A 14,419-nucleotide genomic window follows, 5' to 3' on the forward strand; every position below is an offset into this window, starting at 1 on the left:
CGGCTGAGGACGACTGCCCTCTAGATGAACGTGCTGCGGCCGCCGTCGATGGCCAGCACTTGGCCGGTGATGTATTGATTGCCGGTCAGCAGCCAATGGACCGCCGAGACGATGTCCTCCGGTCGGCCCTGGCGATGCAGCGCGGTACGTTCGCGAACGATGTCCAGCGTCTCCGCCTTGACCGGATTCTCCGACCACAGCACGTTGCCCGGTGCGACCGCGTTGACCCGCACTTCCGGCCCCAGCTCACGCGCAAGCGACTGGGTCATCATCACCAGCGCCGCCTTGGCCATGCAGTACACCGTGTGTCCGGCCAGCGGCCGTTGCGCGTAGATGTCGGCGATGTTGACGATGGCGCCGCTGCTGGCCTTCAGGTGCTGGGCAGCCGCCTGTGAAAGAAAGAACGGCGCCCGCGCATTGGAGGCGAACAGATCGTCCCACTGCGCCGGCGTGGCTTGGCCAATCGGTGTGCGGTAATAGGCCGATGCGTTGTTGACCAGTGCGTCGAGCCGGCCGAAGCGCGCAATCGTGCGTGCGACCAGCTCGGGCAACGCATCGACATCGGCCAGATCGGCCTGCAACGGCATCACCGAATCGGCGCGGCTGCGCTGCAGCTCTTCGACCAGTGCCTGCATCTCGCTGGCCGAGCTGCGGTAATGCAGCGCCAACTGGTAACCCTGCGCATGCAGATGACGGGCGATGGCGGCACCGATGCGTCTGGCGCTGCCGGTAATCATGGCGACCGGGGCTGGAGGGGTCATGGCGGGACTGGTTGGCGGGGAATGCACCATTGTGGCGCGAACCGGGCACTAATGCCTATGTTAAGTGCTTCTCCTATAAGGCATTCGGCTTGACGCCGGCCAATCGCAGCAGGCATGTTGCAATGCAAAGGCTGGTTTGGCACTTCCGCCAGCGCAGCAACGGACAGGGCGAATGGACTGGAGCACTTACCGTACAACCACGTTTGACGAACTCATCCAGGCTGACGGGCAACCGCGGCCGGCGGCACGTGCGGTAGTCGAGTACCTGGGCAGTCTGAGCGGTCGCGATATCGCCGAACGGCAACTGGCCGCTGATGTCATCGCCCGCGTCCAGGGCATCACCTTCACTGTCTATTCGGACGGCCGCAACGTCGACCGCACGCTGCCGTTCGATCTTATTCCACGGGTCATCGCCCGCAGCGAGTGGGAACGCACCGAGGCCGGTCTGCGCCAGCGGATGCAGGCGCTCAATCTGTTCATCGGCGACATCTATGGTGAGCAGCGGATCGTCAAGGACAAGGTGTTCCCGGCGATGCTATTGCAGGACTCGGTCAATTTCCGCCCGCAATGCGTTGGCATCAAGCCGCCACTGGATGTGTGGGCGCATGTCTGCGGTTCGGATCTGGTGCGTGACGGTGACGGCACCCTGTATGCGCTGGAAGACAATCTGCGCATTCCCAGTGGCGTGTCCTACATGCTGGAAAACCGGATGGTCGCCAAGCGGGTGTTCCCGGAACTGTTCCAGACCAGCCGCATTCTGCCGGTGGACGCCTATCCGGCGCAGTTGTACGACACCCTGGCTGCATTGTCGCCACGGCCCGGTGATCGTCCAGTCATCGCGATCCTGACCCCGGGTGTTTTCAACAGTGCCTATTTTGAACATGCCTATCTGGCACAGGCGATGGGCGTGGAGCTGGTCGAAGGCAGCGATCTGTTCGTTGCGGATGATGACTGCACCTATATGCGCACCATTTACGGATCGCAGCGCGTCGATGTGATCTACCGACGAGTCGATGACATGTTCATCGATCCGGAAGTGTTCCATCCCGATTCGGTACTCGGCGCACCGGGTCTGATCCGCAGCTGGCGCGCCGGCAAGGTCGCGCTGGCCAATGCGCCGGGCGCCGGCGTGGCCGACGACAAAGTGGTGTTTGCCTATGTGCCGAAGATGATCAAGTACTACCTGGATCAGGATCCGATTCTTCCCAACGTGCCGAGCTATCTCTGCCACGATGCCGATGAGTGCAAATACGTGCTAGACAACATCGAGAAACTGGTGGTCAAACCGGCCAACGAATCCGGTGGCTACGGCATGCTGATCGGACCACGCTCGACCAAGGCCCAGCAGCGCACCTTCAAGCAATTGATTCGCGACAATCCGCGCAACTACATGGCGCAGCCGACCCTGTCGCTGTCGACTGCGCCAATCGTCACCAAGCAGGGGCCGTCAGCGCGCCATCTGGATCTGCGGCCATTCGTGCTGTCACGCCAGGACATCTATGTCACCACCGGCGGCCTGACCCGGGTGGCAATGGAAAAAGGATCGCTGGTGGTCAATTCATCACAGGGCGGTGGCGCCAAGGACACCTGGGTCGTTGACCTGCCAGAGACGGAGGCGCACTGATGCTGTCGCGAGTCGCCAACAATCTGTACTGGTTCAGCCGCTACATCCGTCGCGCCGAGAATACCGCGCGTCTGGTCAGCGTCGGCAGCCAGTTGCAGCTGGATCTGCCGCCGTCGGTGGATTTCAACTGGCTGCCACTGATCGATACTGTCGGTGTCAACCAGCTGTTCCTGGACGGCCACCGCGGGGATGGTCCCGTCGGTGACACCGAGGTGGTGCATTTCCTGCTGCTGGACGATGCCAACCCGTCGTCGCTGCGCAGCTCGATCGATACCGCACGCGAACTGTTGCGAAGCATCCGCGACACCTTGCCGGGTTCGGTCTGGGAAGCGGTCAACGATCTTTACCTCTACATCGAATCGGCCGCCGAGCGCGATATAGGCCGCCGCTACCGCATCGATTTCCTCAACCGGGTACTGGACGGTTGTCTCAAGGTGTCGGCCCTGCTCAGCGCCAACGTCAGCCATGACATCGGCTACCAGTTTCTGCGCCTGGGCACGGCACTCGAACAGGCCGACATGACCACCCGCATCATCGATGCCGGTGCTTCCGGCCTGGTCACCCCACGCAACGAAGGCGACCGCGAAGTGTTCCAGAACATGCAGTGGATGAGCGTGCTGCATTCACTGGCCGGCTACCAGATGTTCCGTCGCCACGTCCGCCAACGCGTCACTGGCGCATTGGCGCTGGGCTTCCTGCTGCAGGATACCCAGTTTCCGCGCAGCACCCAGTTCTGCCTGTCGCGCGCGCATTCGGTGCTGATGTCGCTACCGGCGCGTCCCGGTGTCGAGCGTCCGCTCAACCGGGTCATCGGCTTGATCCGCAACGCCGACCCGGCCTCGCTGGCCGAGCGCAATCCGGCGCAGTTCATGGATGAGATCCAGATCGATCTGGGCACCCTGCATACGACACTGGCGCAGGCGTATTTCGATAGTTGAGATGGACCTGGATATTCTCACCCGCAGGGCTACTCTACTGCTAGATTGCTTCCAAAGATTGCTGGGCGCGCTCAGGTGATAGCGACTTGGTCGAAAGCTGCGATGCGTTAGGCCGTCAGACGTACCCGTGCTTTGTTTTTTGCAAGGACATGCAAGATGCCAGCTGATTCTGTTCGCCCCCACGCCATGCGCCTGGGCTGGGCGCTGTTCGTTCCACTTCTGTTTGCCGGATGCCACGCCATGAACACACCCCCCGACCAGACCCCACGACCTCAGCCAGGCATGCCGGGCTACGTACCGACCGATGCCAATGGCATCGTGCATATCGATACCCGCTATCCGATTCCGTTTGACAACCATAAGTTCATGGCAATGTGTTTCGACACTTATCATTGCCAGGTCATCTACAACGGCATGTACATGGAACGTCAGGAAGGCGATGAAAAGTCCATCTCTTCGTCATCCATCGGCAGCAGATATCCGGACAAAGTGTTGGATAGCGCTTGGGTGATTGACATCAGCAATTTCCCGCCACCGGCCAAGGTCAGCTGGCAGTCCAAGGACGGCCAGTCGCATCAGGCAACTGTCGATATAGCCGAGATCTTCAAGGACCAGGTGGTGCTGCACAAAGTGCCGCAGGACCAGTTGCTGCCGATTATGAGGGCGCCTATCTTTCCCGGCATCGTGCTGGAGGTCAACGACCGCACCATCAATGTCTATATGCGGGCACATGTCAGCACTCGCGTATTGCAGGAGCTTGGCAATCCGCTCAGTGATTATCGTAACGACCTGATACTTGCCTACAGCAAGACCTATGACTGATTCGCAAGGAGACAAAGGATATGTCCGAGAAGATTGACCCGGCCCGACCGGATGGGGTGGATACCTATCCCGTCGATAGCGCCATGCTGTCCACCTATGAAAGGGCCAGAGCAGAACTCAAGCGCTTCCAGGTGCCGGTACTGGCTGGGGGCCCGCATCAGCGCCTGTTCGTGGCCAACTTCGATGGCACCGGCAACAATATGTACCAGGACCCGCTGCATATCACCAACGTTGGCGCGTTTTATAAACAGATAAAGTCAGAAAAGTATTCAGGTGATACGTTTGCTACCGGCTACTCTCCGGGTGTCGGCACCCAGCACAACCGTATCGAGCGTTTGCTTGATGAAGCGGTCGGGTACAGCTATGGCCCGCGCATGGAGCAGATGTATCTGGATTTCATCACCCAGGCCAAGGAATGGCAGCGGGAAGACCCCAACGCCGAAATCAGCCTGGCCTCGGTCGGCTTCAGCCGCGGTGCGGTGACGGCGAGCCTGTTCACCCGCATGGTCCACGAGCGCGGCATCCAGAACCCCGATGGCATGATTCTCGAGCGTGGCGCCGATGGTCAGCTCATTGGCATGACCCCGACCCAGCCACCCTTGGTCCTACCCGGTCAGACCCGGCAGGTGCTGGGCATGTTCGACCCGGTGGCTACCGGTGATTTGAACCTGGCTGACGTGCGTCCGGCGCCCTCGGTGGTGTCGGGCTTGCAGATTACCGCCTTGCACGATGCCCGCGACGTCTTTCTCATCAAGTACATCTTTGACCGCGGCGTGTCCGAGGATGGCCGCTTCCTTAACGTGATGGTCCCCGGCGCTCACAGTGATACCGGCGGCAGTTACCTGCTCAATGGCTTGTCGGTGCGCAGTGGCAACCTGATGGCCGGCTGGTTGAACACCGTGGCCGGACAGCCGCTGCTGCAGGACCAGCCGGTGCCCAGCGACCCGCGGATGAACGTGGTGCACCGTTCCGAGCAACACCTGGCCATCTACACCACGCTGGGCTTCGATGCGGCGGGCCGACGCCTGGGGACCGAGGACCTGGCCGGCAATCGCGTCCTGCCCAGACAGGAGGCCAGCAATCCCTTGCCGGCCGACCCGGCGTTGATGCGCGGGCTGGACTACCGGCCGGTGCGACTGCCCGCCGAGCGCTTTGATGACAGCGTGCCGGCATTCCTGCTGCCCGAGCCGGGACCGGCGGCGCCCACCGATGTGCAGTGGAACCAGCTGTGGCAGAACACCCCACTGGGAATGCAGCCTGGCAACGGGCCGCAGGCACCGGGCAAGCGACCGGGCCAGGGCGTGGACGCCGACTACGCGCCGGCGCACGACCCGCGGGTGGCGGCGGTGCTCAATGCCGCGGAACGCGGTGACAGGGACACCATCATCGCCATCGGCCGCGAGTACGCGCAGACCCCTGCCGGCCAGGCCTGGCTGCAACAGGGCCGTGACGAACTGGACCGGCAGCTGGTCCAGCGGGCACGCGAGCAGCAGGCACTTGAAGAGCGCGCACTGGAACAGCAGACGCGTGAACAGGCGCGTGAACAAGAGCAGGAGCAGCAGCGCATGCTGGCGCTGCAGGCAGAGGAACCACAACGTCGCCAAGGCAGGTCGATATGATGGAATACAGCAAGAACAAGCTGGAGAGCTGTAGCCGGAGCGAGCACATCATCGCGTCTTTGAAGGCCGGCGACAAAACAGTTTGAAGTTAACTTGGGGGAGTCTCCTTACTCCATGGCCACCCGATATCCGGGCTCTTCGAGTGAGGATTACCTTGCCTTCGCAGCCGTCGGACGGGGTATTTTCCAGACATCTGCTCGGATCTACTCCGCCGCATACGCCGCAAGGCGTTGCGACAGGGTGCCGGTATGCAGTTCGAACAGGTGATTGTCGAAGTCATGGAAATACAACGACTGGCCTTCGCCCTGGATCCGGCTGCGCGCGGGCAGCAGCTCGACGCCCAGAGCCTCCAGACGGGCGCGGTATAGCGGCAGTTGCTCATCGCTGACCGCGAATGCGACGTGCTGGTAGCTGCGTTGGATGGGCGGCTCGCCTTCCATGATCGCGATCCAGACCCCGGCGAGCAGGAAAAAACGTTCGCGCGATAGCGAGAAGTTCCTGCCATGGCTGTCGTAGACCAGTTCGGCGCCCAGCCCGTCGCAAAGCAGGCGCGTCATTCTGTCCAGGTCGCGGACCAGGAATGTCAGGTGACTGATGCCTTGCATTCGCGGTCAGCCGTGCCGTTGCTTACTGCTGGCCCTGTGCATCGCCGGGGTCGCGCTGCGCCGCCACCCGGCGCGGCGGCATGTTTGGCAGACTGGCCGGTGTTTCGTCGCCCGCCGCCAAGGCCGGCTCCCACGGGAAACGTGGCAAGGTTCGAACCGCCGCCTCCAGTTTGCGCGACCAGCTGTCCTGGATGTCGGCATAGACCGGACTGTCGCTCTCCAGCCGCATCTGCTGGCCGAGTTTGAGTTCGCCGTTGCGCAGCAGTGCCAGATCCACCGGCAGTCCCACTGACAGATTGGAACGGATGGTCGATTCCAGCGATACCAGCGCGGTGCGCGCCGCGTCTTCCAGTGGGGTCTCCCGACGCAGGATGCGATCCAGGATCGGTTTGCCGTACTTGGATTCACCAATCTGCAGATACGGCGTCTCCGGCGAACTGGCAATGCAGTTGCCAAGCGGATAGATCATGTACAGGCCGGGCCGCTCGCCGGCAATCTGTCCGCCCAGGATCAGGGTCGATTGCACATTGACGCCGTTGTTGGATGGCTCGTCGCGTAATACCGCCTGGCTGGCGACCAGTTGCTCGCCGACGTATTCGGCCGCTTCGAACAGATGCCGGAAGCTGCGCAGGCTGCGGCTGCATTGCGGATCGTCGAGATCACGCTGGATCCGCGACAAGGTGGCCTGGGTGGTGGCCAGGTTGCCGGCCGACATCACCACGAACACCCGATCGCCGGGAAATTCGAAGACATGCATCTTGCGATAGGTGCGGACATCGTCGAATGAGGCGCTGGTGCGCGTATCGGCGGCAAACACCAGTCCGTCGTTTACCTCGATGCCGACGCAGTAAGTCATCTGAGCTCCTAAATGTGCGATGCCGTTTGATTCTAGGGGGATGGGCGCGATTTTGGCTAGGAAAATGCGGATAACCGTACAATGATGAGCCCGGAATCACATTGGACCGCCGATGAAGGCCGATCTCCCTCTCCCCGCCGAAGACGCGCTGGACCACAGTCGCACGCTGGCCGGTTTCATCCGCAACGAGCTCGAATCCGAAGGCGGCTACCTGCCGTTCTCGCGATTCATGGAACGCTGCCTGTATGCGCCCGGGCTGGGCTACTACAGCGCCGGCAGCAGTAAATTCGGCGCCGCCGGTGACTTTGTCACCGCGCCGGAACTGGGGCCGCTGTTCGCCACCTGCGTGGCTGATGCGGTGGCCCCGGTGCTGCGCGGGATCGGCAGCGAAGCGGTGTTCGTCGAGATCGGCGGCGGCAGTGGCGCGTTTGCTGAAACCATGCTCAAGCGCTTGCTGGAAGTGGATGCGCTGCCGGCGCGCTACGCCATCCTCGAGCCCAGTGCCGACTTGCGCCAGCGCCAGCGCCAGCGCCTGGGTGAACACTTGATTCCGCCGTTGTTCGCGCTGGTCGAATGGCTGGATGGGCCGCTGGAAGAGCGGTGGGACGGAGTGCTGTTCGCCAACGAAGTGATTGATGCGTTGCCAACTCCGCGCTTCCTGATCCGCGACGGTGAAGTCTGGGAAGAAGGGGTCGCCATCGATGAGCAGCAGGGCTTCGTGCGTAGCGAGCGGCCGGCCGATGCCCTGCTCACCGCTGGTGTGCGCCATGTCGAGCGTTATCTTGGCCAGGCCTTCGCCGAGGGTTACCGCTCGGAACTGCTGCCGCAATTGCCGTACTGGATCCAGGCGGTGATGGGGGCGATGAACGATGGCGTGATGCTGTTCGTCGATTACGGTTATCCGCGCAAGGAGTACTACCTGCCGCAGCGCGATGACGGCACCCTGCGCGCGTTCTACCGGCAGCGTACCCATAATGATGTGTACCTGTGGCCCGGCCTGCAGGACATCACCGCTTCGGTGGATTTCACCGCCTTGGCCGAAGCCGGCACCCAGGCCGGGTTCGAGCTGGCCGGTTACACCAACCAGGCCAGCTTCCTGCTCGGCAACGGCTTGCAGCAACGATTGCAGGAAGTGGAGCTGCGCGCCAGCGAAACCGCGCAGCTGCGTTTCCGCAATGAGGCCAGGCAGCTGACGCTGCCGAGCGAGATGGGCGAGCGCTTCCAGGTGATGGGATTTGCCCGCGGGGTCGAGTTCGAGGCGCCGTTCCTGCTGAATGAAATGAGCTGGCGACTGTGACCACATGGCCACGCCGGGCATGCTGAAACCGTTCCGCCATCCACGACGCTGGCTGGGGTTGTGGCTGGCGGCGGTGACGACCGTCATCGTGCTGTCGCTGGTGCCACCACCGCCGTTGCCGCCGCTGCCATCGGGCAGCGACAAGCTGGAACATTTCTCCGCCTATTTCCTGCTTGCGGCCGGCGCGGTGCAGCTGTTTGCCCGGCCGCGCGTGGTCTGCGCCTGCGGACTGGCGCTGGTGCTGATGGGGGTGGCGCTGGAGTTCGCCCAAGGGGCTTACACCAGTACCCGCATGCAGGATGGCTGGGACGCAGTGGCGAACAGCATCGGTGTCATTGCCGGCATCGCCACGGTGCTGACGCCCTGGCGCGATGCCTTGCTGCGCTGGCAGCGCCGATAAAAAAAGGGCTCCGCCAGGAGCCCTCTTCGATTGGCCGTCAGCCGTTGGCCGAGCGGTCAGCGCGGTTGCAGGGTGATGCTGTCCAGCACCCACATCTGCGGCCGGGTGTCGCCGGTGAACACGATGCACAGATCCTGCGTACCCTTGGCATCTTCAGGCAGCGGGCTGCGCAGGGTGATGAATCCATCCGCGTCCGGCTGCGCCGGCAACGGCGTGGTGGCCAGTATCCTGCCCTTGCAGCCGCCACCGCGGATCACCAGCTCGCCATTCGGCGTGCTGGCCGGCTCGAATTTGCGATTGGGTTCGTCGTGGGCCAGCTGGAAGTAATACGGAATCCGCCCGGCGCGGACCTGCACGCCGCCGATACCGTCCAGATTGGCCTGGTTCCACTGCCAGCACGGATAGAAGATCGTGGTGTTGAAGATCGCGCGCTCACCGACCAGCGGACCGTCGTCTTCCAGCCGCAGCAGCAGGCGGCCGGCATCCGGGCAGGTGGCCAGGGTTTCGTCGGTACGCTGCAGCATTGATGCCGCGTCCAGACGGAACTGGCTTGGCTCGCCCAGCGGCTGCCGGTCGAAGAATGTCCGCGCGTGGATCTCCGCGGGCAGCTTCAGGGTCAGCGGCTGGTCGCTGGCCAGCTCGGATGCCGGGCCCGGCTCGCTGCCATCGGTGGTGTAACGCAACGGATAGCCGAGCGGGTTGGACAGATGGACCTCGACAGTGCCGGCGGCGCGATCGTCCTTGCTCTGGATGGCCACTTCGAACGGCGTCTGCGCGTAGTCGATCTTCATGCTGCGGTAGCGCTGCAGCTGGGTTGGCAGGCGGTTGAGGAAGTCATCGATGTTCTTGCCAGCCTGCGGCGTCCAGCCGGTCTCGGCGACCGCGGCCAGGCGCGGGAACATGTGGTGCTGCAACCGCGCGAACGTACGCGTGTGCTCGGTCCACAGGTTGGCCTGCAGGCCCAGGATGTGTTTCCGCTGCTGTGCATCCAGTTCGGTCGGTACCGGCTCGAAGGCGTAGATCTGCTGCAGGGTGATCGTCGCCGGTCGCCCCGGCGGTTCGTTCGGCGATTCGGTCTGCAGGTAATCCAGATAGGTTTCCGAGGATGGCGACATCACCACGTCATGGCCCTGGCGCGCGGCCTGGATGCCGCCTTCAATGCCACGCCAGGACATCACCGTGGCCTCTTCCGGCAGGCCGCCCTCGAGGATTTCGTCCCAGCCGATCAGGCGCTTGCCGTGACCGACCAGGTATTTTTCCAGGCGCTTGATCAGGTGGCTCTGCATCGCCATCTCATCGCCGGCGCCGACTTCGCGCATGCGTTTCTGTACCCGTGGCGAGGCCTGCCACTGGTCCTTCACCGCTTCGTCGCCACCGACATGCACGTAGGCACCGGGGAACAGGCCGATGATTTCGCCGAACACGTTCTCGATGAAGGTGTAGGTGCTTTCCTCGGTGTTGAACAGGTTGGGGAACACGCCCCATTCGTTGGATGGCACCAGCGGGGTATCGATGGTGCCCAGTTCCGGATACGCGGCGATGGCCGCGGTGGCGTGGCCGGGCACGTCGAATTCCGGCACGATGGTGATGTGGCGGGCGGCGGCGTACTTGACCACGTCACGGATGTCGTCCTGGGTGTAGAAGCCACAGTACGGCACCGGCTTGCCGGTCTGCGGATCCTTGCCGCCATCACCGGCGGGGATGCGGCAGCCACCGATTTCGGTGAGCTTCGGGTATTGCAGGATCTGGATGCGCCAGCCTTGGTCGTCGGTCAGATGCCAGTGCAGCGTGTTGAGCTTGTGGATGGCCATCGAATCAATGACCTGCTTGACCTGATCGACGGTCCAGAAATGGCGCGCCGAGTCGAGCATGAAGCCACGCCAGCCGAAACGCGGGCTGTCTTCGATGTGCAGCGCCGGCAGGATGGTCTCGCCAGCCGGGTCCTGGGTCAGCAGCTGCCACAGCGTCACCGCGCCGTAGAACAGCCCGCGCTCGTGGCCGGCGCGCACGACCACGCCGTCGTTGTCGATATCCAGCTTGTACGATTCCTGCGGCTGCAGCGACTGGCTGGCATCGATCACGAAGCGGATGCCGCCGGGCGCATCATCCCTGGCTGACGGCAGCGGTGGCCGGCCGGCCTTGGCCAGCAGATCGGCAAACTGGGTGGCGACGCGCCTGGCGGCATCGTCCTGTGCGTGCACGACGGTGCCGGCGCCGACCACATAACGGCCGACCAGCACCTTCATCTGTGCCGGGGCGGGGATCAGCTTGGGACTGAGCGGGCCTTCGACGGCGGCGGCGGGCGGGGCGGTGCTGGTGTCTTCAGCGGGCTTGCAGGCGGCCAGGCCAAGCAGGCTGCCGCAGATGATCAGGCTGGCCAGCACGTGGCGCGGGGTGAGTCGGGTCATCGGTGTACTCGGCTGGAAAACGAAAGGCGTTACGCGGTGCAACACGGGCGACGCGGACATGAATGCGGGCCCGGATGGCTCCGGACCCGCAATTTGCGTTGCCTGATTGTAACTGTGAATCAGAACTGGAAGCGCAGGGAAGCCAGATAACGACGACCGCTGCGATACACGCCACGGGTCAGCGCTTCGGTGGTGGCATAGCTGTGATAGGCCTCGTCCAGCAGGTTCATCGCATCCAGCGTGATGCTGAAGTGATCGTTGAACTTGTAGCCCAGCGATGCGTCGACCGATTCATACGGGCGCGTCCACAGGTTGTCACCGCGATCGACATTGGTGAAGTACTCGGACCGGTATGAATAGGTCACCCGCGCCGTCCAGTGGTCGTTCTCGAAGAACGGGCTGATGTTGTACTGGTTTTCGGAGTTGTACGGCATCGGGTCGCCGCTGTCGGACTCACCATCGGAGTAGGTGTAGTTGGCGACCACGCCGAAGCCATAGGCGAAGTTCTGCTGGTAGGCCAGTGACACGCCCTTGATTTCGGCATTGCCGGCGTTGTCCGGGCGCGAGACCTGGTACACCGTGTCGGCACCGACGGCCTGGTTGTAATGGCTTTCCGGGCGGGTGGTGGTGAGGATGTAGTCGGCGATGTCCTTGTAGAAGAATTCCGCCGCCAGGATCGAATTCTCGCTGAAGTACCATTCGGCCGACACGTCGTAGTTGGTCGACTTGTACGGGTCCAGGTCCGGATTGCCGCCGCCGCCGGTCAGGGTCTGGTCGCCCAGCCACAGATAGCTGGACATGTCGCCGTAGTTCGGTCGTGCAATGACCTTGGCGCCGGAGAAGCGCAGCACCACGTCATCGCCCAGATCGTAGGCCAGGTTGAGGTTGGGCAGCACGTTGTTGTACTGCTTCTTCACCGTGACCGGCACGTAGGCGGTGGCCGGGCACGGGCTGACGTTGACCGAGCAGGCCCAGCTGGCGCTTTCCGATTCGGTTTCGACGTAGCGCAGGCCGAGGTTGCCGCGCAGGCCGGCAACACTGAAGTCGCCCTGCATGTAGGCGGCGCGGATGTCCTCGTTGATGGTCCAGGTGTTGGCCGCGAACGATGGATCGTTGAACGTACTCGGCACCGGCGGGCTCTGCCAGGGCGCCAGCCATTCGTTGCCGAGGATGTAATCGGCCAGTGCCCAGCCATCGATGGTGAAACGGTTGGCCAGATCGCCAGTGTTGTTGAAGCCATCCAGGTAGTTGCCCGGCACCGGCTTGGGATTGAACATGTCGGCGGTGGCGTCGCCGTAACCGGCCACCGAGGCCAGCGACACCCCGCCCATCTGCTGCGAGGTTTCGTGCGAGCGCTGCTTGTAGCCGAAACGCAGCAGGTAGAACGGCGAGTCGAAACGCAGGCCGAAGTCGACCTGGCCGTAGGTTTCTTCGTCCTTGTTCGGCTTGAACACGACGTTGCCGCCCCAGCCGGGATTCCAGGTCGCGGCACTGCCCGGGTCGGCACCCCAGCCGCCGTCCATGCGGAATGCCGACGGGTCGGTGAACGGATTGACGCCGGTGTAGGTCACGCTGCCTGGCGAACCCGGCGCACCGCTGATGTCATAGCTGTAATCGGCCCAGTTGAGGAACTCGCCGAACACCTGCTGGCTGGTGCCGCCGGTGGCTTCGGTGGTGCCGATATGGGTGGACGCATACCAGTTGCCTTCGTCCCAGGTCAGCTTGAGGTCGTAGGAATCGGTATCGACGTCGGCCTTGCGGTTCTGCAGGTCGTACACGCTCAGCGCATTCTTGAACGTGCCCTTGGTGATGACGCCATTGTCGATGGTCACGTCGGTCATCTTCATCAGACCGTTGTAGGCGTTGCCCATGAACGCGAACATCGACTGGTTCATGTTGTCGTAGCTGGCGTCGACCTTCAGCGCGTTGAATTCGATGTCCAGTTGTTCGACCGGCTTGAACTGCAATGCCAGCGAGTAGGTATCGCGCTTGCGCTCCTGCTCGAAGTACGAGGCGCTGAGCGAGTTGGGACCGCGCGCGTCGGGATTGGCCAGCAGCGTTTCCGCGCAGCTGCCGACGCAGGTCGGATCGGCCGGAGCGCCGATCGACCAGTCCATCGGTGGATTGTTGACCGAGCCACCGCCCCCCTGGCCATTGATGTAGTCGCTGGCGCTGACCGAACCATAGGCTTCAACGCCGTCGCGGCGAATGTTCTCGGTCGCGCTCTGCGCCGACACGATCACGCCGAAGGTGTCGGCCTGGTTCTTCCAGCCGAACATCACCGAACCCTGCGGGTCCCAGTCCTCGACGCGGTCGTTGTACAGCCCGCCGAGCTGGCCGGAGACCATCATCGGCTCGGCCATGTCCAGCGGCTTGCGGGTGCTGACGATCACGGTGCCGCCAATCGAACCTTCGTCGATATGTGCCTCCGGTGATTTGTACACTTCGACCTTGCTGACGATCTGCGGCGCCAGCAGCGAATAGTTGAAGGTGCGGCCCGGCTGGTCGACGATGAACCAGTCGGCCGACGCCACCGTCTGGCCGTTGAGCAGGGTGCGGTTGAGCGCCGGGTCGGTACCGAGGATGCTGACTTTCTCGCCCTGTCCGAACAGCCGGTCGATGGTCACGCCGGGGATGATGGTGATCGCCTCGGCGACGTTGGTGGCCGGGAACTTGCCGACATCCTCGGCGGTGACCACGTCGACGATGGCGTCGGCGTTGCGCTTGGTGTCCAGTGCCTGCTGCAGGCTGCCACGGATGCCGACGACCACTACCCGATCCAGATCGGTAGCCTCGGTGGCGGGCACTGGGTCGGCGGCGGTCGCGGTTTCCTGTGCGTTCGCGTGTGCACTAAACGCGAGACAAGTCACTATTGAGGCCGATAGAACGGATTTACGGTAGTTCACGATGCTCTCCCATCATGGTGGTGTGTTGAAAACCCGGCGCTGGCCGGTACCGCGTGATCGAACTGCCTGTTGCGTCTTGCCCGCCTGGATGGAATGGCACTTGGCAGCGCCGTTCCGCGATCCAGGGGTGAATCCGGGAACCGCTAGTGCGCCCCCTGCTGATGTCCGATGAACCAGCTGGCG

The 14,419-nt window shown here is 63.1% G+C and carries 11 protein-coding genes; 6 read left to right on the plus strand and 5 right to left on the minus strand.

Translation table 11 applies throughout. From position 1 onward, the window contains the following. Positions 1-20: 20 nt before the first annotated feature. Positions 21-761 carry a pteridine reductase gene (locus ABB29_RS13745; protein ID WP_057660013.1) on the minus strand — a complete coding sequence of 247 codons (741 nt, stop codon included), beginning with the start codon at positions 759-761 and terminating at the stop codon, positions 21-23. Between the two features lie 172 nt (positions 762-933). Between ABB29_RS13745 and ABB29_RS13750 the strand changes: the two genes are divergently transcribed. The 4 genes from ABB29_RS13750 to ABB29_RS13765 all read left to right on the plus strand — a co-directional run bounded on the left by ABB29_RS13750 (position 934) and on the right by ABB29_RS13765 (position 5,764). Next, complete coding sequence (locus ABB29_RS13750) at positions 934-2,385, plus strand: circularly permuted type 2 ATP-grasp protein (RefSeq protein WP_057660015.1); 1,452 nt, start codon at positions 934-936, stop codon at positions 2,383-2,385. Continuing rightward, positions 2,385-3,323 (plus strand): alpha-E domain-containing protein, encoded by a 939-nt coding sequence (locus ABB29_RS13755; protein ID WP_057660017.1) that lies wholly within the window; start codon positions 2,385-2,387, stop codon positions 3,321-3,323. Before ABB29_RS13750 ends, ABB29_RS13755 begins: the two co-directional genes overlap by 1 nt. A gap of 156 nt (positions 3,324-3,479) precedes the next feature. Then, positions 3,480-4,145 (plus strand): hypothetical protein, encoded by a 666-nt coding sequence (locus tag ABB29_RS13760; protein WP_245622640.1) that lies wholly within the window; start codon positions 3,480-3,482, stop codon positions 4,143-4,145. A gap of 20 nt (positions 4,146-4,165) precedes the next feature. Then, positions 4,166-5,764, plus strand: coding sequence for a phospholipase effector Tle1 domain-containing protein (locus tag ABB29_RS13765; protein WP_057660020.1), 1,599 nt, complete (start codon positions 4,166-4,168; stop codon positions 5,762-5,764). Positions 5,765-5,967: 203 nt separating this feature from the next. On the opposite strand, the gene fosX is transcribed toward ABB29_RS13765, so the two are convergent. Continuing rightward, positions 5,968-6,369, minus strand: a complete 402-nt coding sequence (gene fosX, locus ABB29_RS13770; protein WP_057660022.1) for a FosX/FosE/FosI family fosfomycin resistance hydrolase — start codon at positions 6,367-6,369, stop codon at positions 5,968-5,970. A 22-nt stretch (positions 6,370-6,391) separates the two neighbouring features. Beyond that, positions 6,392-7,225: a proteasome-type protease gene (locus tag ABB29_RS13775; RefSeq protein WP_057660023.1), complete on the minus strand. Its 834-nt coding sequence runs from the start codon at positions 7,223-7,225 to the stop codon at positions 6,392-6,394. Positions 7,226-7,337: 112 nt separating this feature from the next. On the opposite strand from ABB29_RS13775, the gene ABB29_RS13780 reads away from it, so the two are divergent. Then, complete coding sequence (locus ABB29_RS13780; protein WP_057660025.1) at positions 7,338-8,522, plus strand: class I SAM-dependent methyltransferase; 1,185 nt, start codon at positions 7,338-7,340, stop codon at positions 8,520-8,522. Positions 8,523-8,526: 4 nt separating this feature from the next. Further along, a complete protein-coding gene (locus tag ABB29_RS13785; RefSeq protein WP_057660027.1) occupies positions 8,527-8,922 on the plus strand; it encodes a VanZ family protein in 396 nt (131 codons plus the stop codon). Positions 8,923-8,978: 56 nt separating this feature from the next. On the opposite strand, the gene ABB29_RS13790 is transcribed toward ABB29_RS13785, so the two are convergent. Both ABB29_RS13790 and ABB29_RS13795 read right to left on the minus strand, forming a co-directional pair. Then, positions 8,979-11,330, minus strand: a complete 2,352-nt coding sequence (locus ABB29_RS13790) for a family 20 glycosylhydrolase (RefSeq protein WP_057660028.1) — start codon at positions 11,328-11,330, stop codon at positions 8,979-8,981. Between the two features lie 119 nt (positions 11,331-11,449). Further along, positions 11,450-14,137, minus strand: coding sequence for a TonB-dependent receptor (locus tag ABB29_RS13795; protein WP_245622641.1), 2,688 nt, complete (start codon positions 14,135-14,137; stop codon positions 11,450-11,452). Between the last annotated feature and the right edge of the window lie 282 nt (positions 14,138-14,419).

Origin of the sequence: Pseudoxanthomonas dokdonensis, assembly GCF_001431405.1 — a bacterium.
Classification (GTDB): Bacteria; Pseudomonadota; Gammaproteobacteria; order Xanthomonadales; family Xanthomonadaceae; genus Pseudoxanthomonas_A; species Pseudoxanthomonas_A dokdonensis.